This is a genomic window from Paenibacillus sp. FSL P2-0136 (genome assembly GCF_037975325.1).
In the GTDB taxonomy this organism is placed as follows: domain Bacteria; phylum Bacillota; class Bacilli; order Paenibacillales; family Paenibacillaceae; genus Paenibacillus_AQ; species Paenibacillus_AQ silagei.
This window is the reverse complement of record NZ_CP150244.1, coordinates 6,398,620-6,419,404: the sequence shown is the minus strand read 5'-3', so window position 1 is coordinate 6,419,404 and position 20,785 is coordinate 6,398,620. Positions and strand designations below refer to the sequence as shown.

General features: G+C 52.7%; 24 protein-coding genes. All 24 read left to right on the top strand.

What is annotated here, in order from left to right:
* The first annotated feature begins 3 nt into the window (after positions 1 to 3).
* The 24 genes from NYE26_RS27195 (at position 4) to NYE26_RS27080 (ending at position 20,681) form a co-directional block, all read left to right on the top strand.
* Positions 4 to 426, top strand: a complete 423-nt coding sequence (locus tag NYE26_RS27195; RefSeq protein WP_036724538.1) for a phage portal protein — start codon at positions 4 to 6, stop codon at positions 424 to 426.
* Between the two features lie 192 nt (positions 427 to 618).
* Positions 619 to 2,601, top strand: coding sequence for a hypothetical protein (locus NYE26_RS27190; protein WP_339251556.1), 1,983 nt, complete (start codon positions 619 to 621; stop codon positions 2,599 to 2,601).
* A gap of 1 nt (position 2,602) precedes the next feature.
* A complete protein-coding gene (locus NYE26_RS27185) occupies positions 2,603 to 3,349 on the top strand; it encodes a LysM domain-containing protein (RefSeq protein WP_076081822.1) in 747 nt (248 codons plus the stop codon).
* A 12-nt stretch (positions 3,350 to 3,361) separates the two neighbouring features.
* Complete coding sequence (locus tag NYE26_RS27180) at positions 3,362 to 4,324, top strand: hypothetical protein (protein ID WP_339251553.1); 963 nt, start codon at positions 3,362 to 3,364, stop codon at positions 4,322 to 4,324.
* Between the two features lie 5 nt (positions 4,325 to 4,329).
* Entirely contained in the window at positions 4,330 to 4,623 is a 294-nt protein-coding gene (locus NYE26_RS27175) for a DUF2577 domain-containing protein (protein WP_339251551.1), read from the top strand.
* The gene (locus tag NYE26_RS27170) at positions 4,620 to 5,048 is read left to right on the top strand and encodes a DUF2634 domain-containing protein (RefSeq protein WP_339251549.1); all 429 of its coding nucleotides are present in this window, start codon (positions 4,620 to 4,622) and stop codon (positions 5,046 to 5,048) included. The genes NYE26_RS27175 and NYE26_RS27170 overlap by 4 nt, the downstream gene beginning before the upstream one ends.
* Entirely contained in the window at positions 5,041 to 6,099 is a 1,059-nt protein-coding gene (locus NYE26_RS27165) for a baseplate J/gp47 family protein (RefSeq protein WP_339251547.1), read from the top strand. Before NYE26_RS27170 ends, NYE26_RS27165 begins: the two co-directional genes overlap by 8 nt.
* Positions 6,100 to 6,101: 2 nt before the next feature.
* Positions 6,102 to 6,515, top strand: a complete 414-nt coding sequence (locus tag NYE26_RS27160; protein ID WP_209879667.1) for a phosphoglucomutase — start codon at positions 6,102 to 6,104, stop codon at positions 6,513 to 6,515.
* A gap of 1 nt (position 6,516) precedes the next feature.
* Positions 6,517 to 7,539, top strand: coding sequence for a DUF2793 domain-containing protein (locus NYE26_RS27155; protein ID WP_339251545.1), 1,023 nt, complete (start codon positions 6,517 to 6,519; stop codon positions 7,537 to 7,539).
* A 12-nt stretch (positions 7,540 to 7,551) separates the two neighbouring features.
* The gene (locus tag NYE26_RS27150; RefSeq protein ID WP_076081815.1) at positions 7,552 to 7,887 is read left to right on the top strand and encodes a hypothetical protein; all 336 of its coding nucleotides are present in this window, start codon (positions 7,552 to 7,554) and stop codon (positions 7,885 to 7,887) included.
* 2 nt (positions 7,888 to 7,889) lie between these two features.
* Positions 7,890 to 8,501: a putative phage tail protein gene (locus NYE26_RS27145; RefSeq protein WP_339251542.1), complete on the top strand. Its 612-nt coding sequence runs from the start codon at positions 7,890 to 7,892 to the stop codon at positions 8,499 to 8,501.
* 11 nt (positions 8,502 to 8,512) lie between these two features.
* Positions 8,513 to 10,345: a hypothetical protein gene (locus NYE26_RS27140; RefSeq protein WP_339251540.1), complete on the top strand. Its 1,833-nt coding sequence runs from the start codon at positions 8,513 to 8,515 to the stop codon at positions 10,343 to 10,345.
* A gap of 16 nt (positions 10,346 to 10,361) precedes the next feature.
* A complete protein-coding gene (locus tag NYE26_RS27135; RefSeq protein WP_339251538.1) occupies positions 10,362 to 10,835 on the top strand; it encodes an XkdW family protein in 474 nt (157 codons plus the stop codon).
* A gap of 56 nt (positions 10,836 to 10,891) precedes the next feature.
* Positions 10,892 to 11,023: a hypothetical protein gene (locus NYE26_RS27130; RefSeq protein ID WP_339220485.1), complete on the top strand. Its 132-nt coding sequence runs from the start codon at positions 10,892 to 10,894 to the stop codon at positions 11,021 to 11,023.
* A 324-nt stretch (positions 11,024 to 11,347) separates the two neighbouring features.
* Positions 11,348 to 11,665, top strand: a complete 318-nt coding sequence (locus NYE26_RS27125; RefSeq protein WP_036724518.1) for a hypothetical protein — start codon at positions 11,348 to 11,350, stop codon at positions 11,663 to 11,665.
* Positions 11,643 to 11,864 (top strand): hypothetical protein, encoded by a 222-nt coding sequence (locus NYE26_RS27120; protein ID WP_339251536.1) that lies wholly within the window; start codon positions 11,643 to 11,645, stop codon positions 11,862 to 11,864. Before NYE26_RS27125 ends, NYE26_RS27120 begins: the two co-directional genes overlap by 23 nt.
* On the top strand, positions 11,851 to 12,243 hold the full coding sequence (locus tag NYE26_RS27115; protein ID WP_339251534.1) for a hypothetical protein: 393 nt from the start codon (positions 11,851 to 11,853) through the stop codon (positions 12,241 to 12,243). The genes NYE26_RS27120 and NYE26_RS27115 overlap by 14 nt, the downstream gene beginning before the upstream one ends.
* Positions 12,215 to 12,925 (top strand): M15 family metallopeptidase, encoded by a 711-nt coding sequence (locus NYE26_RS27110; protein WP_339251532.1) that lies wholly within the window; start codon positions 12,215 to 12,217, stop codon positions 12,923 to 12,925. Before NYE26_RS27115 ends, NYE26_RS27110 begins: the two co-directional genes overlap by 29 nt.
* Positions 12,925 to 13,203 (top strand): holin, encoded by a 279-nt coding sequence (locus NYE26_RS27105; protein WP_339257635.1) that lies wholly within the window; start codon positions 12,925 to 12,927, stop codon positions 13,201 to 13,203. Before NYE26_RS27110 ends, NYE26_RS27105 begins: the two co-directional genes overlap by 1 nt.
* Before the next feature lie 299 nt (positions 13,204 to 13,502).
* A complete protein-coding gene (gene ppc, locus NYE26_RS27100; protein WP_209879643.1) occupies positions 13,503 to 16,295 on the top strand; it encodes a phosphoenolpyruvate carboxylase in 2,793 nt (930 codons plus the stop codon).
* 613 nt (positions 16,296 to 16,908) lie between these two features.
* Complete coding sequence (gene sigW, locus NYE26_RS27095) at positions 16,909 to 17,475, top strand: RNA polymerase sigma factor SigW (RefSeq protein WP_339251528.1); 567 nt, start codon at positions 16,909 to 16,911, stop codon at positions 17,473 to 17,475.
* Between the two features lie 99 nt (positions 17,476 to 17,574).
* Positions 17,575 to 18,189, top strand: a complete 615-nt coding sequence (locus NYE26_RS27090) for a zf-HC2 domain-containing protein (protein ID WP_036724508.1) — start codon at positions 17,575 to 17,577, stop codon at positions 18,187 to 18,189.
* Positions 18,190 to 18,400: 211 nt separating this feature from the next.
* A complete protein-coding gene (gene cdaA / locus NYE26_RS27085) occupies positions 18,401 to 19,234 on the top strand; it encodes a diadenylate cyclase CdaA (RefSeq protein ID WP_036724507.1) in 834 nt (277 codons plus the stop codon).
* Positions 19,227 to 20,681 (top strand): CdaR family protein, encoded by a 1,455-nt coding sequence (locus NYE26_RS27080; protein WP_339251525.1) that lies wholly within the window; start codon positions 19,227 to 19,229, stop codon positions 20,679 to 20,681. The genes cdaA and NYE26_RS27080 overlap by 8 nt, the downstream gene beginning before the upstream one ends.
* Positions 20,682 to 20,785 lie beyond the last annotated feature (104 nt).

The following is a 20,785-nucleotide window of genomic DNA, read 5'->3' as shown; positions in this document are numbered from 1 at the left end:
AACATGAGTGAATTAAGTTTGTTTTTTGCGCAAAATGCGGCTTGTGATACAACAGAGGAATTCGCGGTCTCGCTGCGGTTCAAGGATAAGGAAGGTAACCCAGCCGTCTGGAAGCTGCGCAGTATGAATGAGGAAGAGAACCAGGAATGCCGCAAGGCGGCTACCCGTAAGGTCAAGGGAAAGAACGGCACCTACACGACGGACATTGATCCCAATGAATATATGGCGAAGCTCATGACGGCAAGCATTGTGCATCCGGATCTGAAAAATACCGAGCTTCAACGCTCCTACGGGGTGATGGGCGCCGAATCGCTGCTGCGCAAAATGCTGCTGCCCGGAGAATTCGCTGCGCTTGGGGAGCGGGTACAGGCGCTGAACGGCTTCGCCACAGATATGAACGAGCTGGTGGATGAAGTAAAAAACTAATCAACGAGGGCGATGGTGAGGCCAATCTGGCCTATTACGCCCTCCATGAGCTGCATATTCTCCCGCATGAGCTGATGAAGCTCTCCGTCCGCGAACGCGCGGCGATCTATGCCATGATCTCTGTACGTGTGGACAAGGAGAAGCGGGAGCGCGCTCGGAGCAAGGGGAAGAAGAGATGAAGGGGGTGAATGAATGGAAATCGATAGCTCCAAAGCAGTCATTATCTCGCGCAGGTCGGTTACGATCTGGAAAGCCGTCCACAAACAAAGCCTGCGGATGAATAATAATCTCGACATGGTTAACCGGTCGGTAAAAGGTTTTCAGGCGGCGGTGAAACGTTCCAGTGAACAAATCATCCGTTCAGAGGATCGGATCATTCAATCCTTGCAACAGATTAATGACACGCTGCTGGAAGGCTTCAAACGGCTGCCTGTCAAAGTGGATGTGTCCAGAACAGTGGTGATGCAGCAAAGCCAAAGGGCTGCGCAATCCCAGCAGTTGGGGGTCAGGATGCTTACCGCCGCGCCTGCTGTAGAGGAGCCTGAGAAAAAAAAGCCCGAGCCCAAAGAGGTGAAGTGGTGGGAGGGCCTCAAGGAAAAAGAAAAAAAGGAAGAGGAAGAGAAGAAACCTGAGGTGAAAAAAGAGGATGTTAAACCGCCAGTGGTGAAACCTGAGGTTCTTCCGAAACCGAAAATCAACTTGAAGAAGGACCCGGTACCGCCGCCGTTGCCGCCACCTCCACCTCCACCAGTCCCGCCTGCACCGGGCGGCGATTCCAAGATCATGAAATTCCTCAAAACGGCTGATGTGGTAACGCCTTTTAACACGATTAAGTCGTTCGGGGAGAAGGCCGTGAAGGAAGCAGCACAGCCGGGGGATATTGAGAAATGGAACGTGATGAACGAGAATATTGACAATGCGCTCGGACAGATTGGTGCTAAGCCAATGGGCGCTCTGCGGCCGGTAATGGATATGATTAACAACGCGTTAACTTCAGGACAGCTTGCACCGCTGATTGATGCGATGGCTAACGGGTTTCTTGTCATAGCGAATGTGATCTCAATGGTGGTTAATGGATTGTTATGGCTGGCTCAAGTGGTTCAGGATAACTGGTCTTTCATCAAGCCTATTCTTGAGGCGATAGCGATTGTTTTCCTGGCAGCTATGATTGTTCAGGTCTATATGCTCGCTGCAGCCTGGCTGGCTGCTAACTGGCCAATCTTAATCGTCATTGCGGTGATAGCAGTCTTATTGATGATTTTGCAGCATCTTGGCGTCTCGGCGGGCGAGGTGATTGGATTTATTGTGGGATCGTTCTACTACCTGGCTGCAGTTGTGCAGAATATAGCCATTGGTATCCAGAATTTTTTCACTTTGGCTGGCGATGTGTTAGTTTATATATTTAATTCAGCTGTCAATAAAGTACAGGGATTCTTTTATGGTCTTGCCGCTGGTGCGCTGGATGTTATGTATAGTATTGCTGTAGGCGCAGAAGGATTCGCCGGAGGATTCATGAAGGTAATGGCTAAGGCTATTCAGTGGGTGCTCGACAAGTTCAACTCACTGGTTGATATGCTGAGCAACATTCCATTCTTCGACACATTAGGGATCAGTAAGGTCAAACTAGATGTAGAGGAACCGGAGACCCCTCATGGTGCCAGTGATATTATTGGGAAATATCGTCAAGGCCTTGAAGCATATAAACCAGCAGACAAGGTAGTTTTGGAAATATCCAAGCTAACAGATTATAAGGATACAAAAGCGGCATATGGCAAGGGGAATGAAATAGGAAAGAATGCCATGAACAATTTCATGGATAAGGGACAACAAATGGCGGATAAAGCCAAGGAGTTAACTAACCCTAAGTCTCTTAAGAATATCCCGGGAGGTTCTACTAATGCTTTCGCCAACCAAAACGGCAGCCTGAACAACGTCAACAAGGTGGGCGAGGTAGGCAAGATCAATGAAAAGGTCGATATCTCTAGTGATGATCTGGATATGCTGCGGGAGCTGGCGGAGATTCAGTCGATTCAGAATTTTGTTGAGCTAACGCCAACGGTGCAGGTAACAACAGGGAATATTAATAATTCGGGCGATATTGACTCCATCATCACGAAGATTGGGCAAAAGCTGAAAGAGGAGTTCGTCTCTACGGCGCAGGGGGTGTACACGTAACATGGAGGAGTATGGATTCTATCTGAGCTTCAATAATTATGAAGAGGTGATCCGGCTTCCGGTGAACCCTGAGACGCTGGAGATCAAGGAGAACAGCGATGGCAAAAGCTATACGATTGTGGATTTTGGTGAAATCAACGCGATTGCATATCCGAAGCTGACGGAGATTACGATTGAGAGTATGTTCCCGGCACAGTATTATCCGTTTGTGGTGTACTCCGGAGAGAATGCCGGTAAGCTGTTGAAACCCTACGAGTATGTAGAGCTGATTCGCAAATGGATGCTCAGCCGCAGGCCGGTCCGGTTTGTTTTTTCAGGGCTGAAATCGGCGAACGTGCAGAATACGCAGACCCCAGATTGGCTGAGGCAGGCCAGGGCGCAGGCGCAACAGACTTTTACCGGGGATATTGGCATTAATATGGCGGTCAGTATTGAGAACTTCTCCTGGAAGCTCAGTGCGGGGTCCTCGGGGGATATCGATTATACACTTGGACTCAAAAAGTATGTGTTCTATCAGGCGTTAGCTGTGAAGGTAGGCAGCACCGGTGAAGTGAAGAAGCAGCAGAAACGGGCAAGCGAGAAGGCAGCGCCCGCTACCTATACGCTCAAAGCCGGGGATACGCTCTGGTCGGTGGCCCAAAAGCTGCTCGGTGACGGCAGTAAATCCAAAACCCTGCAAAAGCTGAACAATATCTCGGACAGCGAACTGAAGAAGCTCAAAATTGGCCGAGTGATCAAGCTGTCTTAGGAGGCCGTGGCGATGGAATTAATCGTAATTAATAAGGAAGGCGCCATCTGGAATATTGCCGGAATCGTTACGGATATCACGTGGAAAACCACCCGGACCGGCAAGCCTGCAACGCTTGAGCTTACGCTGGTGGACAGCGGGATGTATCAGCATAAAAAGTTCGCGATCAGCAACGGGGATATTGTGCAGTTCCGCAGAGACGGAGTCGATGTATTCTACGGCTTCGTCTTCAGTATTGACACGGGTGCGAATCAGGAGATCAAGCTGACGGCGTACGATCAGATCCGCTATCTGCTGGGCAATGGCAGTTATGTGCTTCAGGATGTTACTGCGGCTGAGGTCATCAGTACCATTGCCAAGGACCGCGGCTTGCGGCTTGGATTACTGGAACCGGCGGAGTACAAGATCCCCTCGCTGATCGAAGACGGCAAGAAGCTGCTTGATATTATTATGGGTGCGGTCGGCAGTGAGCTGCAGTATAAGGGCCGGCTGATGGCGTTCTATGATGATTTCGGTAAGCTGACGCTGCGCAGTCCGCAGTCCATGCTGCTAAAGGTGATTCTGGGGGCAGGCCATTACCTGTACGATTATTCGCTGAAAAGAAGCATCGACGATAATACGTACAATACGATTCTGCTCTACCAGGACAACGAAAAAACCGGTAAACGCGAGTTCTATCCGGTCACAGATAAAGAAAATGTAAAGCGCTGGGGTATCCTGCATCTCTACCAGAAGGCGGACGATAATGCGAATGCTGCGCAGATTCAGGAAAAGGCAGGCAACCTGCTCAAGCTGCACAACCGGGAGAAGGTCAGTCTCTCTGTGCAGGCTCTTGGCGATATACGGGTGAGGGCGGGGAACTTCATCTACGTGTTGTTGGATGAATTCCAGACACAGCTGTTCCTGGTGGATCAATGCAGCCATAAAATTTCCGGAGGGGAGCATACGATGTCCCTAGACATTAAGGTGGTGTAGACAACATGCTCGATATTATCAAACAGGCAAGCCTCGGGGCCGTATCGAATACGAATCCGGTGGCTTTTTCTTATGGGACGGTGGTTCTGGCAGAGCCGCTGCAGATTCAGGTGGAGCAGCGGCTGCTGCTGACGGGAGCCGCACTGGTTGTGGTTGAATCCGTGATGGAGAGCAAGGCCGTGATCGAAGGCCGGGAGATCCTGCTGCGGCGTGGACTTGAAGCGGGAGACCGCGTGCTGCTCGTGCGGATGCAAGGCGGACAGAGCTATATTGTCCTCGATCGGCTGGTGGATTTATGATTCCGGCAATAGGCAGATCCGGTCCGGTGACGGGAGCGCTGGAAGGGAATGTGACCGATGCGGGGAATGCTCCGAGCCTGACGTACCGGATGGACTGGGAGCGGGGGCGGATCGGCGGGCGGGTAGACGGGCTTGAAGCGGTGAAGCAGGCTGCAATCAAGGTGCTGCAAACCAGCCGTTATGAGCACCTGATCTATAGCGCGGACTACGGAACGGAGTGGAAGCTGGTACTGGGTCAGGACAGGCTGCTGGCCCGGCCGGAGCTGCGCCGGCTGATCAGCGATGCGCTGCTCCAGGATGAGCGGATTCAGGCGCTTGAGGATGTAGAGATTCTTTTTGACGGGGATACGGTTAGCTTCAGCTGTACGGCTGTAACGGTATATGGCGATGTGGAGCTTAGAAAGGAGGGGATGGCCAGTGTATGAGGATCAGACGTACGAGGCTCTGCTGGAACGCATGCTGGATCGGGTTCCAGAGGGGCTGGACAAGCGCGAGGGAAGTATTATCTATGATGCGCTTGCGCCGGCGGCGGCTGAAATGGCCCAGATGTATCTTGAACTGGAGGTCAGTAATAATCTGTTCTTCCCGGATACGGCGGACGGCGAATATCTGGAACGAACCATTGCCTGGACGGGACTGAAGCGTCAGCCCGCAGGCAAAGCGCAGCTTGGTGCGAGGTTCTATACCAGCGGCGAACAGCCGCTGGACATTCCGCTGGGCAGCCGTTTCTCCCTGGGACTGCTCCATTATAGTGCTGCGGAGAAGCTTGCTCCCGGGACGTACCGCCTGGAGAGTGAGACTGCCGGGGCTGAGGGGAATCAGTATTCAGGCGCGCTGCTGCCGATTGATTATATCCCGGGACTGGCCCGGGGGGAGATTACGGGCCTGTTGGTACCGGGGACGGATGCGGAGCCGGATGAAGCGCTGCGGCAGCGGTACTTCGGTTCGGCCCGGAGGCCTGCAACGAGCGGCAATAAATATCATTATATGGAGTGGGCACAGCAGATCCAGGGTGTAGGGGGAGCGCGGGTCTTCCCGCTGTGGGCCGGACCGAAGACGGTCAAGGTGGTCATTGTGAACGCGGAGCATCAGCCCGCCTCCCCGCTGCTGGTCTCCCAGGTGCAGCAGTTCATTGATCCTGCGCCGGGTCTTGGCGAGGGCCAGGCTCCGGTGGGCGCGGTGGTGACGGTGGAATCGGCCACAGGCCGTACGATCAGCGTGACCGCGAAGGTCACGCTGGCGGCAGGCTATGCGCTGCAGCCGGTTATTCAAGCTTTTACGGCACTCCTGGAGAAGTATCGTAAGGAGAAGGCTTTTGCCGCTAGCTATATCAGTCAATCGGTCATTGGCGCATTGCTGCTGAATACGGAGGGCGTAGTGGACTATAGCGGGCTGAAGCTGAACGGCGGAACGGCAAATATCCCGCTGCTGGAGACAGAAGTGCCGCTGTTCGGCAATGTCGTACTGGAGGTGTAGGTATGGGATATCCGGAGCAGATCGATGTTTTTCAGGATAAGCTGAACAAAAAGGCAAACGGCGGCAGTCATGTTGTAGAGGAGAAGCTTCGGCTTACAGGTGGTGCATTCAGCGGACTGCTGGCCCACGACAATATTAACAATCAGACGCTGGCCGTGTACACAGGCTCACGCTTCAGCGGGACAGAGGTGCGGAATTATTCGGTCTCTTTCCCGGACGAGGCCCCTTGGCGGCGGCTCATTAACATCTATGCGGATGTGCCCGAAGTCTATGTGACTTACGAGACCCCGGGGGATACCGTGGAAGCGGATGATGTGAACCAGTTACAGGGCGGGCTTACGGCTACGCAGCGTGAACTGGAGCGGTATAAACAGGCCGGTCTGATTGACGGCGGATCTTTTAGAAGAGAGGTGTAATATGGCACAGACTATTCAGGTCAAACGCGGTACCCGGGCCGAACTGTCCACTTACGGGATGCTGAAGGCGGGTGAAATGGGCTTCTGTACAGATACGAAGGAGGTCTATATCGGAGACGGTAGCTCCAACTCCATGGTGGGCCGGGCCTTGTCCGGTCCCGAAGCTTCGCGTCCTGCGGCAGCCTCGGTGGGGCGTCTGTACCTTGTGAGCAGCGGGAGTAACAACGGGTATTTGTATTTCGATGACGGGACCGCCTGGCGGCGGGTTAACGCGCAGAAATTAACAGATGTGAGCGGAACGGTGGACGATATCGCTGACGGCTCCACGTATGCCAAGGTGCTTAAGGCGGATCTTACAGCAGGGCATCCCAATAAAGTGTCGGACGGCACGAATTCGAAGACCGCCGCAGAAATTGCAACGCATCTTAACGATGCCGCGAAGCATAGGGTGATCAACGATGGCGGTTCGACGATTACAGACCTGTGGTCCGCGCAAAAAATCAAAAACGAAATCGAGCTGGCCAAGCATAATATTGAGCCGCAGGCTTCGGTGAAGGATCAGCACCTGACGGCTCCGCCAGGAAGTCCTGTGGAAGCAGACCGGTATATTATTCCTTCCGGTGCTACCGGTGTCTGGGCGGGTAAAACCAATCAGATTGCAGAATATGCCGCAGGTAGCTGGACTTATTATGTTCCGGCTGTCGGCTGGACGGCTTATGTGGACGATGAGCAGAAAATCTACAGCTGGAACGGGAGCGCCTGGGTGCGGACGGGCGGCGCGCTACAGACGATCACGGCTGGGAATGGGCTTACCGGCGGCGGGCAGGCGGATAGTGTCACACTGACCGTCGGGGCAGGCAATGGGATCATTGTCGGCTCAACCAGTGTTGCGGCCAAGCCGGGTAAGGGAATTCTGGTCAACTCGACTGGCATTGAGGTCAACATCGACGGTTCGAGTATCGTCTACGATCCGGCCAATGGCAACCAGCTCACGGTAAGCACTATCGACGGCGGAACATTCTAGGAGGCGGTGACCATGGCACGGAAGACTTTGATTCAAATCCGCCGCGGCCTGGAGAGTGCGCTGGGTACGCTGGCCGCAGGCGAGCTGGGTTACTGCACAGATAGCGGCAAGCTGTTCATCGGCAGCGGCAGCAGCAATATGCTGCTGGCGGCAGGCCAAAGCACAGGCGATATGCTGAAAAGCATCTACGACACGAATAATAACGGCAAGGTCGATTATGCACAGGCTGCAGATATGGTTCCCTGGTCAGGTGTAGACGGCAAGCCTACTGTATTCGCTCCGGCTGCACATACCCATGATTATCTGTCCAAAGGTCCGCTGACCTGGAATCAGCTGAAGGGGGTGTAGCTGTGGCTTATGGAGACAGTATATATGGCCTTGTGGCTTATTCGGCAGATGGAGTGACGGTGGAGGGGCCGGAGATTATGGCCCCTGATCTGATGAAGTATCTGCCCGAGTATTATCAGGGCGTGCCTGAGATGGAGGCATTGCAGGCCAGTGCCGGTGCAGCCTGCGGTGAAATGGCTTATGCGATGGCCGACAGTGATGATCAGAAGACGCTGGAGTCGGCTACCTGGGGACTGTCCCGCTGGGAGCGGATGCTGGGGTTGGCCTCGGATACGAACAAGTCCTACGCCACCCGGCGGGAGATGATCAAGGCCAAGCTGCGGGGCAGTGGAACAACTACGCCGGAGATGATCCGGCGGACGGCGTCTGCTTTTTCCGGGGGAGATGTGGAGGTCGTGGAGGTGCCCGGAGCGTACAGCTTCGAGGTACACTTCGTCGGTACGCTGGGCATCCCGGCCAATATGGCGGGGCTGATTCAGATCATGGAAGAGATTAAGCCGGCCCATCTGGACTATAGCTTCGTATACAGCTACACCTGGTGGGACTCCTTGCAGTCCCTCACCTGGAACGGTGCGCACAGCAAGACCTGGAACGAACTAAGAGTATATGAATAGGAGTGTGAGCGATGAAAACAACGGGTAATCTGGGGCTGAAAAAGCCCGATGGTACAGACATTGTAGATATCACCGACCTGAACGGCAATATGGATATTCTGGACACCGCCGTCAAGACCGCGCAGGATCACGCCGCGGATGCGGTCAAGCACATCACAGCCGTGGAGCGCACGGCATGGAATGCCAAGGCGTCTACATCGGTTGCGACCACGACCGCTGCCGGGCTGATGGCTGGAGCAGACAAGTCGAAGCTGGATAGCGTGGCGCAGGGGGCTAATAATTATGTGCATCCCAACCATACTGGGGATGTAACTAGTTCTTCGGATGGCGTAACGGCGATTGCGCCTGGAGTGATTGTGAATGCGGATGTTAATGCATCGGCGGGGATTGATGCGAGTAAGATTGGGACGGGGGTTGTGTCGAATGCGGAGTTTGGATATTTGGATGGGGTGACTGGTAATGTACAGGCTCAGCTAGATAACCGCCCCCAACTGAATGGTAATAACACGTTCACGAATAACCAAAAAATCATTTCTACGGCTGGTATTAACACAGCCCCAGCTCTTTCTATTGAGGGGGTTACATTTAATGCTGCATTGCAAATCAAGAACACAACGCCATCGACCGGGAAAAGATATTCCTTGTATTCATATAACGGCGGAGATTTTGCCATCGTAAATGAAACGGATGCATACGCCGTAGCTCAAGTTGATGGTGCTTCTAAGGTATGGATGATCCCGGGTGGCGTGAAATCGCCAAACGTTCCGAATCAGACTACGGCTGATATTACCTACTATGTCCGGACGGATGGGAATGATGGGAATACGGGGCTGGGGAATACGGCGGGTGGGGCGTTCAAAACGATAGGCAGAGCAGTTAATGCGATTCCAAAAATGGCTAACCATACCGTAAATATCAATGTGGCGGCAGGGAGTTATGCTGAAGCGGTTGTTATCACAGGTTTTGTTACATCAGACTTGTTTGCTCTTACCGCTTCGGGAAATGTGAGCGTGACCTCTATAGAGGTCAACAACAGTCATGGGGTCTTTGTAATTAAGGGATTTACAGCAACGTCTACGACAGCGGTGGGAGCTTTTAAAGTCTCTGCCTCCAGGCGCGTTGTGTTTGAATCTTGTGTAGTCACTACACAAAGCGCACAAGCCGGATTATATGTAAGTGCCTCAGACGTTTTCGTTGATCGTTGTAACGTATCGAATCGCGGCAATGCTGTAGTGATTCTGGCAGAATGTGTTGCTTATGCATCGAACAATACAGGCGTGAATAATGGGGCTGCATATCTGTCCGGTTTCGCCTCCTACTTTGGGTATTCAGGCACAGTTCCGGCTGGTAATATGGTGGCACAGGATGGAGGTATGCTTGTTCCAGGAATGGGTGTACTCAACCCATGGGGAGATAACAATACTCAGTCACGTACCGGGGCTGCGGGTGGTTCAACTGCTGCACAGAATATGGTTTCAAACACAATGACCAAGCTAGTATATAACGGAAAATACTTTGACTATTTAAATGAATGGAATCCAGCTACAGGGACGTTCACGCCTAGTCGCACAGGGATGTATACGTTCGACATCTTGTGCTCACTTCAAGGAGTGCCTGACGGGGTTGTCATTAGCTTGCACATGTTTAAAAACGGCGCCGAAGATCAGTGTATAGGTCGTAATACTAATTCAGGTTCGTCGGTTTCTGTGACTTCAGGACATGTGACAACAGATTTAACGGCTGGTCAACCTGTTAGTATTTATCTCCACCAGAGTCATTCAAGCGGCTTGTCCACAACAGGCAGTAATTTGTACAACTGGTTCAGGGTAGCGAGAGTATCTTAAGAAGGAGGGTCAAGATATGAATATAGCTCTATCAATCATGCATCTATATCCAACTGCAGTCTCATTACACGACTTCATCGTCCAAGACAACGGCCCGGAACCCGTCCTGCGGCCGGGAGCCGAAACTAAGGGCCGGGTTCGCTACGAGATCAAGCCGCCAGAAATCGACGAACAACCTGTAGAAGGTATCAACTACCGCCATGGCATTGACTACAATCTGCTGACCGAAGGCGAGGATTATGATCTCGTAGAACGCGGCCCGTATATCGCCGTCTGGAATTTGGACGCGCCGCAGCCGACAGAGGCTGAATTGCAGGCAGCGTGGGAAGCGTACCAGGAGGCTGAGGCCAACAAGCCGCCGGTACTGACAGAGCTGGAGCAGTTGCAGCAAGAGAATCTGTGGCTAAAGGCGCAGAATAACGCGCTCAGCGAACGGGCGGATTTCATTGAGGATCTCATTGCGGAGATGGCCACGCAAGTCTACACGTAATCGTTCAGCGGGTCTAACCTGTGCATTACCTCTATTATAGAAAGGTGGTGTGAGCAATGGCATTATTTTTCGCACAACGCGTTACGCTGGGGAAGACGAAGTATAGCGAGGTCCCCTCTACGCTGAAGCCTGCGGTCAAGCAGATTCTGGTGGAGAACGGACTTACGTTCCTTGTAACTGAAGAGTAGATTGCCACAGGCGCCGCTCAGGGCGTTTTTATTTTGCCCTCGGACCCGTCCGGGGGCTATAGGAAAAGCACTGAAGAAATAAACAAAAAGCAAAAGAAGCGGAGGGGAAATTTGGAACTGAAGGAGCGGTAGCGTCCGCCTCCGGATTTCCACCGCAACAAGCGGTATAATTCAAGAAATCTGGAGACAACAGCGGCCGGAAGTCCAAATGTTCACCGCAGTGACGTTGAAGCTTCAAGTTTAAATCTTAAGTGCGTCTTATAGAACTACTTTAATAACTACTTTAATAACTATTTTAATAACCACACAGAAGGGAGTGAAGCAATGGACAGCAACGATGTAGCGAATCTGGAGAAGCTGCTGCCGCTTGCGGATAAGTATGGACTGGCTTATATCATCGCTCTGATTCTGCTCATGATTATGCTTGTGCTTTTGCGGTCAATTGTGAAGGGGAATCTGGTGCCGCGTGAACTGCTGGAGCGTGCTGAGGAGGACCGGGACAGGCTGCAGAATATCCTCGACAAAGAGCGGTCAGACTTCATGGCACCCACGCTTGAAGTCTTGCAGCGCTTGAAGATAGACCATTCCGCAGGCAGCCATACGGGTAGTACCAGTACTAATGAAGAAGACAGGGGGGGATAACGTGCTGAGTGCGTGGATCAAGCGTCTATCGCCCCTGCACCGGGACAGAGAGCGGAGGCTGGCGCTGGCAGGACATAAAGTATCGCTCTCTATCCGCAGGTACAAGAATGTCTCTCAGGACATTCAGGATGAAATCAGGAACAACGGGTTCGCCGAGTTCCTAATCTATGATCGGGGGGCAGAAGATGAGCAGCATTGATATTGTGTTGTTACTGGCCTATTCTATATCCTTTATCTGTGCGCTGCTGCTGATGGCTGCGCTTTTTTTGTATTTCCGCCGGAGATTCCGGGTGCGCGTGGTCAGTCTGTTTATGCTGGCGGCGTTCTTTTTCCTCGGGGCGTATACGGTTAAAATGGCGGTGGCCTTCTGGATCAGATTCAGCTCCGCCCCCGTCCCGGACGCTATACGAAGCTCGCTGCAATCGGATGCCTGGGCAATTGCCCAGACGGGAACGACCCTAGGGCTAGTCATTCTAACCCTCTTGATGTACACCAGACGCCAGGATCTGTTCGTGGTCCTCTCTGAAATCAGGAAAGGGGAGGAATCGCATGCTGACGCTAACTCAACTACTGAATAAATCTGCTGCCCGGTTAAAAGGACTTCATCCCGCCGTCCTTGCCGCAGTGACTGCACTGATTGAACGCAGTTATGCTGGCGGGGTTCCCATCCTGATCACGCAAGGCCTGCGGACGATTGCCGAACAGGATGCGCTCTATGCCCAGGGGCGAACCCGGCCGGGAGCAATCGTGACGAATGCGCGCGGCGGGTACAGTTATCACAATTATGGATTGGCGGCGGATTTTGCGCTGCTGCTTCCGGAAGGTTCAAGTGTCTCTTGGGATATGAGCAGGGATGAGAACCAGAATGGGATTCGGGATTGGCTGGAGGTGGTGCAGCACGCTAAGGCCATCGGGTTCGAATGGGGCGGCGACTGGACCAGCTTCAAGGATTACCCGCATCTGCAGATGAGCTTCGGATTAAGTCTGGCAGATCTGCGAACGGGGAAAAAGCCTACGGCTGCGGCCGTGGAGGCGGTGGTTGAACGCATCAAGCCCAAGGAGGAACAAGCGATGAGGACTCAGATGAAAGTTGCAGTACAGGTGAATGGGAGGAAGATTGCGGACGGGTGGCTGGAGAATGGGGTTACCTATGTTCCTGCACGTAAAATTGCGGAGGCACTGGGCGCTCAGATTGCCTACCATCCGGCTGCCAACATCGTTGATATCACCACCATCCCGCAGAAAGGAGCAATCTCATGATGAACAGCGAACTGCTGGATAATGTATTGGCTTTTGCCTCAATCCTGTCGGTCTTTATTCTTGCCTTGGTGCAGCTGATCAAAAATAATACCCATTTGCCGCGTAACAGCATCCCTTTTATCGGACTTGGCATCGGGCTGCTGGTTGGAGCGGTGGCGTATCCTTTTACAGAGCTGGAGTTGACCTTGCGTCTATGGGCAGGCGGATTGGCCGGGTTATCGGCTACCGGATTATTCGAATTGGCATTCAACAACCGCTCAGGGCACACAATGAAATAAAAGTTAACCTGCGATCAACGGCCGGCTCTGCGGAGCTGGCTGTTTTTGTCGTTTTACGTCATATAACTTCACATGAACACTGCATAAATCACATATCAAAGAGAGAATATACCAGGAAGAAATACATAATTTTTTGGGACTGCATAAATGGCCGGTTTGGTGTATAATCGAAATCACTGCACTGCTTTACCGCGCAATAAAGTTGAAGATTTCCGGGCGGTTTTATTGTATGATATGAGGAAGCTTTTCAAATAGACAATGTTAAGAGCATTGATCCGGAAGAGGATGGGGGGAGCAGCATGACCGAACTTACGACTACCGTTAGCAAAAGCAACTCCAACAATCTGCTGCGGCGGGACGTACGGTTCCTGGGGAACATACTGGGCGAAGTCTTGGTACACCAAGGCGGCAACGAACTGCTGGATATTGTGGAGAAAATCCGGGAGACCAGCAAATCGCTGCGCTCATTGTTTTTGCCTGAACTGCACAACGAATTTAAAGAGCTGATTAGCTCACTGGACCCGGAGAATCGCCATCAGGTGATCCGTGCCTTTGCGATTTATTTCCAGCTGGTGAATATCGCCGAGCAGAACCACCGGATTCGCCGTAAACGCGACTACGAACGTTCTGCCGGGGAGACTGTACAGCCGGGGTCGATTGAGAGCGCGGTTCAGGAGCTTCGCGAACGGGATTTCTCCCACGAAGAGGTTCTTGAGATTATGAGCGGCATGTCACTCGAGCTGGTTATGACCGCTCACCCTACTGAAGCTATGCGCCGTGCGATTCTCGATATCCACAAACGGATCTCCGACGACGTCATGGGCTTGGATAATCCGACGCTAACGTTCCGCGAACGCGAACAGCTCCGGGAGAAGCTGCTGAATGAGGTTATTACCTTGTGGCAGACTGATGAACTGCGTGACCGCAAGCCAACGGTGCTGGATGAAGTGCGTAACGGGATGTATTACTTCCATGAGACGATTTTTGAAGTGCTGCCGGATGTATATCAGGAGCTTGAGCGCTGTCTGAGCAAATATTATCCGGGCCAGAACTGGCATGTGCCGACCTATCTGCGTTTCGGTTCATGGATCGGGGGAGACCGCGACGGCAACCCTTCCGTGAAGGCATCCGTTACCTTGCAGACCCTCCGTCTGCAGCGCAAGCTGGCTATTCGTGAATACCAGCGTATTATGCGCGAGCTGATGCAGTACCTGAGCTTTAGTACAAGCATTGTGAATGTGACGCCGGAACTGCTGGAATCCATTGAGGCAGACCGGAATATTATCAATCTTAACCGGGTCGATGCCTGGCGTAATGATAACGAGCCTTACCGGATTAAGCTCAGCTATATGATCTCCAAGACACAGAATGTGCTGGACGATGAGAAAAAAGGAACACCAGAGCGCTACGCATCCCCGGCGCAATTCATCGACGACCTGAACGTGATTGACCGCAGCCTGCGGCATCACTACGCCGATTATGTAGCAGATACCTACATTAAGAAGCTGATTCGTCAGGTGGAGCTCTTCGGCTTCCACACCTCTACGCTGGATGTCCGCCAGCACAGCCAGGAGCATGAGAATGCAATGACAGAGGTTCTCGCCAAGATGAATGTTACACCGGATTACTCCAAGCTGTCGGAGCAAGAGAAGATTGTGCTGCTTGAGAAGCTGCTGAATGATCCGCGTCCGCTGACTTCCCCTTACCAGTCGTATAGTGAAGGGACAGAGGAATGCCTGGCGGTATACCGTGCGATCTATGAGGCGCAGGAGGAATACGGCAAGCAGTGTATCACAAGCTATCTGATCAGTATGGCGGAGGCGGCAAGCGATATTCTGGAGGTTATGGTCTTCTCCAAGGAAGTCGGCTTGTTCCGCAAAGACAACGACGGTACGGTAGTCTGTACTCTGCAGGCTGTGCCGCTGTTCGAGACGATTGACGACCTGCATGATGCGCCGCAGATTATGCGTACGCTGCTCAACATGCCGATCTACCGCGATGCGGTCCGTGCGATGAATGATCTGCAGGAGATTATGCTGGGATATTCTGACAGTAATAAAGACGGCGGTGTGGTTACAGCGAACTGGGAGCTGCGTGTGGCTCTGAAGCAGATCACGGCGACTGCCGATGAGTTCGGCATTAAGCTGAAGTTCTTCCACGGACGGGGCGGCGCCCTCGGACGCGGCGGTATGCCGCTCAACCGGAGCATTCTGGCCCAGCCGGCTTCCACCATCGGCGGCGGGATTAAGATTACCGAGCAGGGCGAGGTTATCTCCTCCCGGTATTCGATGAAAGGTATTGCTTACCGCAGTCTGGAACAGGCGACATCCGCTCTGATTACGGCCGCTATTCATGCCAGATCGCCGCAAGCGGATCTGTACGAAGCCAAGTGGGATGAGATTATTGCCCGTATCTCTGAAGTCTCGCTGAACAAGTATCAGGATCTGATCTTCCGTGATCCGGATTTCCTGACGTACTTCAAAGAGTCAACCCCGCTGCCGGAGGTAGGGGAGCTGAATATCGGTTCACGCCCTTCGAAGCGGAAAAATAGCGAACGCTTCGAGGACCTGCGTGCGATTCCTTGGGTATTCGCTTGGACGCAGAGCCGTTATCTGCTTCCAGCATGGTATGCCGCCGGAACCGGTCTGCAGAGCTTCTATGAGGGCAAGGAAGAGAATATGAAGATCATGCAGCATATGTATGCGAACTTCTCATTCTTCACGACCCTGATCGATACGCTGCAGATGGCTATTGCGAAGGCGGATCTTGTCATCGCCAAGGAATACGCCGGAATGGGCAAGAACGAGGAAGCACGTGCGCGAATCTTCGGCCAGATCGAGGCTGAGTTCAAGCTGACCTCCGAGCTGATCCTTCAGATCACCGGCCAGCAGGACATTCTGGATAATGTTCCGGTCATTCAGGAATCCATCCGCCTGCGTAATCCGTACGTTGATCCGCTCAGCTACCTGCAGGTTCAGCTCCTCGCTGAGCTTCGCGCCCTGCGTGAGGCTGAAGGGGATGACGCTGAGCTGCTGCGCGAAGTGCTGCTCACGATCAATGGTATTGCCGCCGGTCTTCGGAATACCGGCTGATGGTTTGTGAGCACCCGCTCTGACGATATTGATCTAAAAAGTCGGCGAAGCCGCTTTAAGGTTTTGATCTCAAAGTCGGCGAAGCCGCTTTAAGATTTTGAATGCGTTGTTCTTCAACCCTGTTCCCCCTTACCAAGAGGAGGGACGGGGTTTTTGCCGTTCCAGCGAGACCGGGAATCAGAGACCCGGCCGAGCCCATGCCCTACCCCATTGTTGCCTGAGATATACCTGGGCAACAAGAAAAGCAGTGGGGGGAACCAGGCTGATGGAGGGGGCGGAGCGGAAATTTGGAACTGTAGGAGCGATAGCGTTCGCCTTTATTGGCAGATTTCAACCGCAGCGTGCGGTTCCAATCAAGAAATCTGCCAATAACAGCGACCGGAAGTCCAAATGTTCTGCGCAGCCCCCGACTAATCAGCCGCCAGGGGGGCCAGGGGGTTCCTCCAGCGATCAGCCGCCAGCAACCCGGCAGCAAGCTTTTCCAGCACATTATATAGAAGGTAACAATACAAACCTTGATTTTTGCAAGCACATGATTTACGATTTAAATGCTTGTACCGTGGTCTTCGAAGAGCTGAAAGTCCAAGGGCGGCAAGTCTGGGGGAGTTAACAGGTGGAGAATCTGGAAGGCAGACTGACAAAGCTCGCCCTGAAGGGTGACCAAAGGGCATTTGCCGAGCTTGTGGAACTATATAAAGACAAAATTTATCATTTGGCTTACCGTATGCTGAATAACCGCCATGAGGCGGAGGATGTTGTTCAGGAGACTTTTTTGCGCGTCTACAGAAATTTGGATAGGTATGATGATAAGCAGAAGTTCTCGACATGGATCTACCGGATTGGCACGAACCTCTGCATTGACCGGCTGCGTAAGCGTCGCCCGACCTATTCCCTGGATGCCGAGATGAACGACCAGGAGGGGATTGACGGGTATTCGATGATTCCGAGCAATAATGTGACCCCGGAGACGGAACTGCTGCTCTCGGAGACACAGAGACTCATCTATGAAGCCATCGACAGCCTGCCCGTGAAGTACAGGTCGGTTATGATTCTGCGCTATCTGCAGGATTTGTCGCTTCAGGAGATCGGCGATGTGCTGGATATGCCTGTAACGACGATCAAGACCCGGGTGCATCGTGGCCGTGAGTTTTTACGTAAAAAGTTAGGACCCAAATTGTAAAAATAGATTATTTTTTATGAAACTCCTGCATTGCAGGGACGTATGTAAGTTAAGCAAGTCTTATGCACTAAATTAGCACGTATGAAAGGATTGGCTCCTATGGAATGCAAACTGGCCGTCTCTATGATGCACGACTACCTGGATGACGACTTGCCCGACCTGCAGCAGAGGGAATTGAAGGAGCATCTTTTATCCTGTACGGAGTGCCGTGCGAGGTTCAAAGAACTGGAACAGACCGATATGCTGATGTTTTCCCTGATGCACCAGACACCTGTGGCCTCGGAGGATTTGGTTGGCCGGATTATGGATTCATTACCGAAACCCAAGAAGGAAAGAGCCTTCATCACCTGGATCAAGCGGCATCCGGCACTGACGGCGGCGTCTATGTTCATTCTTGTGATGTTGATGAGCTCCGTAACCTTTTGGAATCAGGATCGGCAACTTGTGGTTAGAGGGGCAGACCTCGACCAGGTTGTGATCAAGGGGAATACGGTGATTGTACCCTCCGGCAAAATTATCTCCGGCGATCTGACGGTGGAGAACGGTAAGACTCAAGTCTACGGGGAAGTCAACGGGAACGTAACGGTAATCGACGGCTCGCTGTATCAGGCTTCAACCGCCCATATCTCCGGGCAAGTCAAAAGTATAGACCAAGCCGTAAGCTGGATCTGGTATAAAGTGACGAACATGTTCTCTGAAGTTGCCTACCGATAGCTAAATGTTGGTCGCTTGTAGCAGATAACTCATTTGCGCCTCTTTTTCCGGAAAGATGGCGCTTTTTTGTTGCCTGAAATGACAGGTTCATCAATTTACCAGCCGCCAAACTTGCAACCGGAGGCGTAACGTTATACCCTAGAATAAGATTCAAGCTTAACAGACAATTTACATAAACCCAGTTAATTTGAAATCACGGGGGTTTTCGGCCATGAGCTACTTTACCGACCTTACATGGAAAGAATCCATTAAAGATATAATTGATATTCTAATTGTCAGCTACATTATCTATAAAGTGCTCAATATGGTGCGCGGGACGCGGGCGGTTCAACTGCTGAAGGGGATTATGGTCCTGGTCGTCATCTGGGGCGGCAGTACTCTACTGGATCTGTATACCCTGAGGTGGCTGATGAACCAGGTGTTTACTTTTGGGATACTCGCGATTTTTATTATTTTTCAGCCGGAGCTGCGGCGGGGGCTGGAACAGCTCGGCCGGGGCAAGTTCTTCGGGCGGAATGCGGAGAATGATGAGGAGATCAGTAAATTAATCGGTGAAGTGATTAAAGCCGTGAATTATCTGGCTGTCCGCAAAATCGGGGCATTGATCGTATTCGAACGGGCCACGGGGCTTAATGAATATACGGAATCCGGGATCGCCATGCGCTCTGAGGTCAGCTCCGAGCTGCTGATTAATATCTTCATCCCCAATACGCCGCTGCATGACGGAGCGCTGATTATGCAGGGAGGCCAGATCGCTGCGGCAGCCTGTTACCTGCCGCTCTCGGAGAATCCGTTCATCAGCAAGGAGCTGGGAACCCGGCACCGGGCCGCAATCGGTATCAGTGAGGTGGCAGACTCGGTGTCTGTGGTCGTCTCTGAGGAGACCGGCCTGATCTCGCTGGCCATCAATGGACAAATTGTCCGGGATATCAAGGAAGAGTCCCTGATCTCGAAGCTGCACCAAGAGCTGAGCGCAACCAGCTCGCCCCTGATGGAGAAGAGCTCCGCTTTCTGGAAACGGAGGGGGAATAAAGACAATGGATAAATGGATGAAGAACAATAACTTCAACAAGATCCTTGCCCTGGCTCTGGGGATTATTCTGTGGACCATTGTGCATGTGGATACAGCGCCAACGTACCAGACTACGGTTAATACCGAATCGAAGACGATTGAGAATGTCAAAGTGGAGATTGAAGGCTTCGACAGTGAGAATTATGTACTGACCAAGGATGTGGACAGCGTCAGGATGGAAGTAAGAGGCAAGAAGTCCGATCTGACCTACAAGTTCTCCGATGCCTATCGGGTATGGCTGGATCTGAAGGATGTGAAGCCCGGTGATAACACGCTTCCGCTGATGTATTCGACTCCAAGCGGTGTAACCCTGGATGATATGGTCCCGAATCAGGTGAATGTGCATATCGAGGCGCGGACGACGAAGTCTTTTCCCGTCTCGCTGAATATTACGGGAGAGCCGGCAGCAGGCTATGAAGTAGGCAGTCCTGTGATTGACCCGGTATCCGTGGAGGTTACTCTTCCGGCAAGTGATCTTGGACGGGTAGCGAAGGTGCAGGGGAAGGTGGAACTGGAGGGGCAGAATGAGACTTTTAGCGAGAAGAGGCTGAAGCTCTTTGCTCTGGACAGTAAGGGGAATGAGCTGGAGGATGCGGTCATTGAACCCTCTACAGTAGCGGTAGAAGTCCCTGTTACCCTCCCGTCCAAAACCTTGCCGCTGGACATCAGCTTCACCGGCAGTCTGCCCGGTTCCCTGGTGCTGTCCAGGGTAACGCCTGAACAGGATATGGTCACCGTGTACGGCAGTGCAGAGACCCTGAAGACCTTATCCTCATATGAGGCTGTACTGGATTTGAGCACTATCAAGAATGCGGGTACAGAGCAGATGAAGCTGGAGCTTAAGCCGCCGGAGGGCACAGGCAAGATTGAACCTGCCGCAATGACCGTAGCGGTCTCTGCGGCGGAGATTACCCAGCGGACCCTCTCTGCTATCCCCATTAAGCTGGAGGGCGTCAGCAGCGGGCTGACAGCCCGTGTCATAGACCCTGGAAGCGCCACTATGGATCTGACCCTATCAGGTGCGCCAACACTGCTGGACCAGCTCGACCAGGATAGCATCAGTGTGGTTGCAGATGTCGTGGGGCTTACGGCCGGTGTTTACGATATTACGCTGCAGGTGTCGCTCCCCCGGTTCATTACCCTGGAGAATGCCGCCTCGCAGCTTGTTGCGAAGGTGGAGCTGGTAGCGCCTGCTGCTCCGGCCGCGACTGCCGTGCCGGACAGTAGCCCTATCCCGACGCCTACGCCGGAGCCCAGTGCTGAGCCTGCATCCGGGGACGAGACGCTCGTAGAGCCAACCCCGGAGCACACCGCCGAGATTATAGAGGAGACCCCGACGCCGACACATATTCCGCCGGAGACTGCTGAACCAACGCCGCCCGCAAGCGGCAATAATGCCGACAGTACGGGCGGAACGTAACCTTCCGGGCATGTAAAAGTCTATTTATATGCACCTGACATACACGAATTATCGAATCATTCATACTATAATTTATTAAGCTGAAGCAGCGTATTCTAAAGGAG

What these genes read in the sequence shown, in the direction of transcription:
- ppc (WP_209879643.1), top strand. Translation starts at nt 13,503, where the DNA reads ATGACCGAACTTACGACTACCGTTAGCAAAAGCAACTCCAACAATCTG.
- NYE26_RS27080 (WP_339251525.1), top strand. Translation starts at nt 19,227, where the DNA reads ATGGATAAATGGATGAAGAACAATAACTTCAACAAGATCCTTGCCCTG.
- NYE26_RS27135 (WP_339251538.1), top strand. Translation starts at nt 10,362, where the DNA reads ATGAATATAGCTCTATCAATCATGCATCTATATCCAACTGCAGTCTCA.
- NYE26_RS27150 (WP_076081815.1), top strand. Translation starts at nt 7,552, where the DNA reads ATGGCACGGAAGACTTTGATTCAAATCCGCCGCGGCCTGGAGAGTGCG.
- NYE26_RS27195 (WP_036724538.1), top strand. Translation starts at nt 4, where the DNA reads ATGAGTGAATTAAGTTTGTTTTTTGCGCAAAATGCGGCTTGTGATACA.
- NYE26_RS27180 (WP_339251553.1), top strand. Translation starts at nt 3,362, where the DNA reads ATGGAATTAATCGTAATTAATAAGGAAGGCGCCATCTGGAATATTGCC.
- NYE26_RS27115 (WP_339251534.1), top strand. Translation starts at nt 11,851, where the DNA reads ATGAGCAGCATTGATATTGTGTTGTTACTGGCCTATTCTATATCCTTT.
- NYE26_RS27105 (WP_339257635.1), top strand. Translation starts at nt 12,925, where the DNA reads ATGAACAGCGAACTGCTGGATAATGTATTGGCTTTTGCCTCAATCCTG.
- NYE26_RS27140 (WP_339251540.1), top strand. Translation starts at nt 8,513, where the DNA reads ATGAAAACAACGGGTAATCTGGGGCTGAAAAAGCCCGATGGTACAGAC.
- NYE26_RS27090 (WP_036724508.1), top strand. Translation starts at nt 17,575, where the DNA reads ATGGAATGCAAACTGGCCGTCTCTATGATGCACGACTACCTGGATGAC.
- NYE26_RS27190 (WP_339251556.1), top strand. Translation starts at nt 619, where the DNA reads ATGGAAATCGATAGCTCCAAAGCAGTCATTATCTCGCGCAGGTCGGTT.
- NYE26_RS27110 (WP_339251532.1), top strand. Translation starts at nt 12,215, where the DNA reads ATGCTGACGCTAACTCAACTACTGAATAAATCTGCTGCCCGGTTAAAA.
- NYE26_RS27155 (WP_339251545.1), top strand. Translation starts at nt 6,517, where the DNA reads ATGGCACAGACTATTCAGGTCAAACGCGGTACCCGGGCCGAACTGTCC.
- NYE26_RS27175 (WP_339251551.1), top strand. Translation starts at nt 4,330, where the DNA reads ATGCTCGATATTATCAAACAGGCAAGCCTCGGGGCCGTATCGAATACG.
- NYE26_RS27185 (WP_076081822.1), top strand. Translation starts at nt 2,603, where the DNA reads ATGGAGGAGTATGGATTCTATCTGAGCTTCAATAATTATGAAGAGGTG.
- NYE26_RS27130 (WP_339220485.1), top strand. Translation starts at nt 10,892, where the DNA reads ATGGCATTATTTTTCGCACAACGCGTTACGCTGGGGAAGACGAAGTAT.
- NYE26_RS27160 (WP_209879667.1), top strand. Translation starts at nt 6,102, where the DNA reads ATGGGATATCCGGAGCAGATCGATGTTTTTCAGGATAAGCTGAACAAA.
- NYE26_RS27125 (WP_036724518.1), top strand. Translation starts at nt 11,348, where the DNA reads ATGGACAGCAACGATGTAGCGAATCTGGAGAAGCTGCTGCCGCTTGCG.
- NYE26_RS27170 (WP_339251549.1), top strand. Translation starts at nt 4,620, where the DNA reads ATGATTCCGGCAATAGGCAGATCCGGTCCGGTGACGGGAGCGCTGGAA.
- NYE26_RS27120 (WP_339251536.1), top strand. Translation starts at nt 11,643, where the DNA reads ATGAAGAAGACAGGGGGGGATAACGTGCTGAGTGCGTGGATCAAGCGT.
- cdaA (WP_036724507.1), top strand. Translation starts at nt 18,401, where the DNA reads ATGAGCTACTTTACCGACCTTACATGGAAAGAATCCATTAAAGATATA.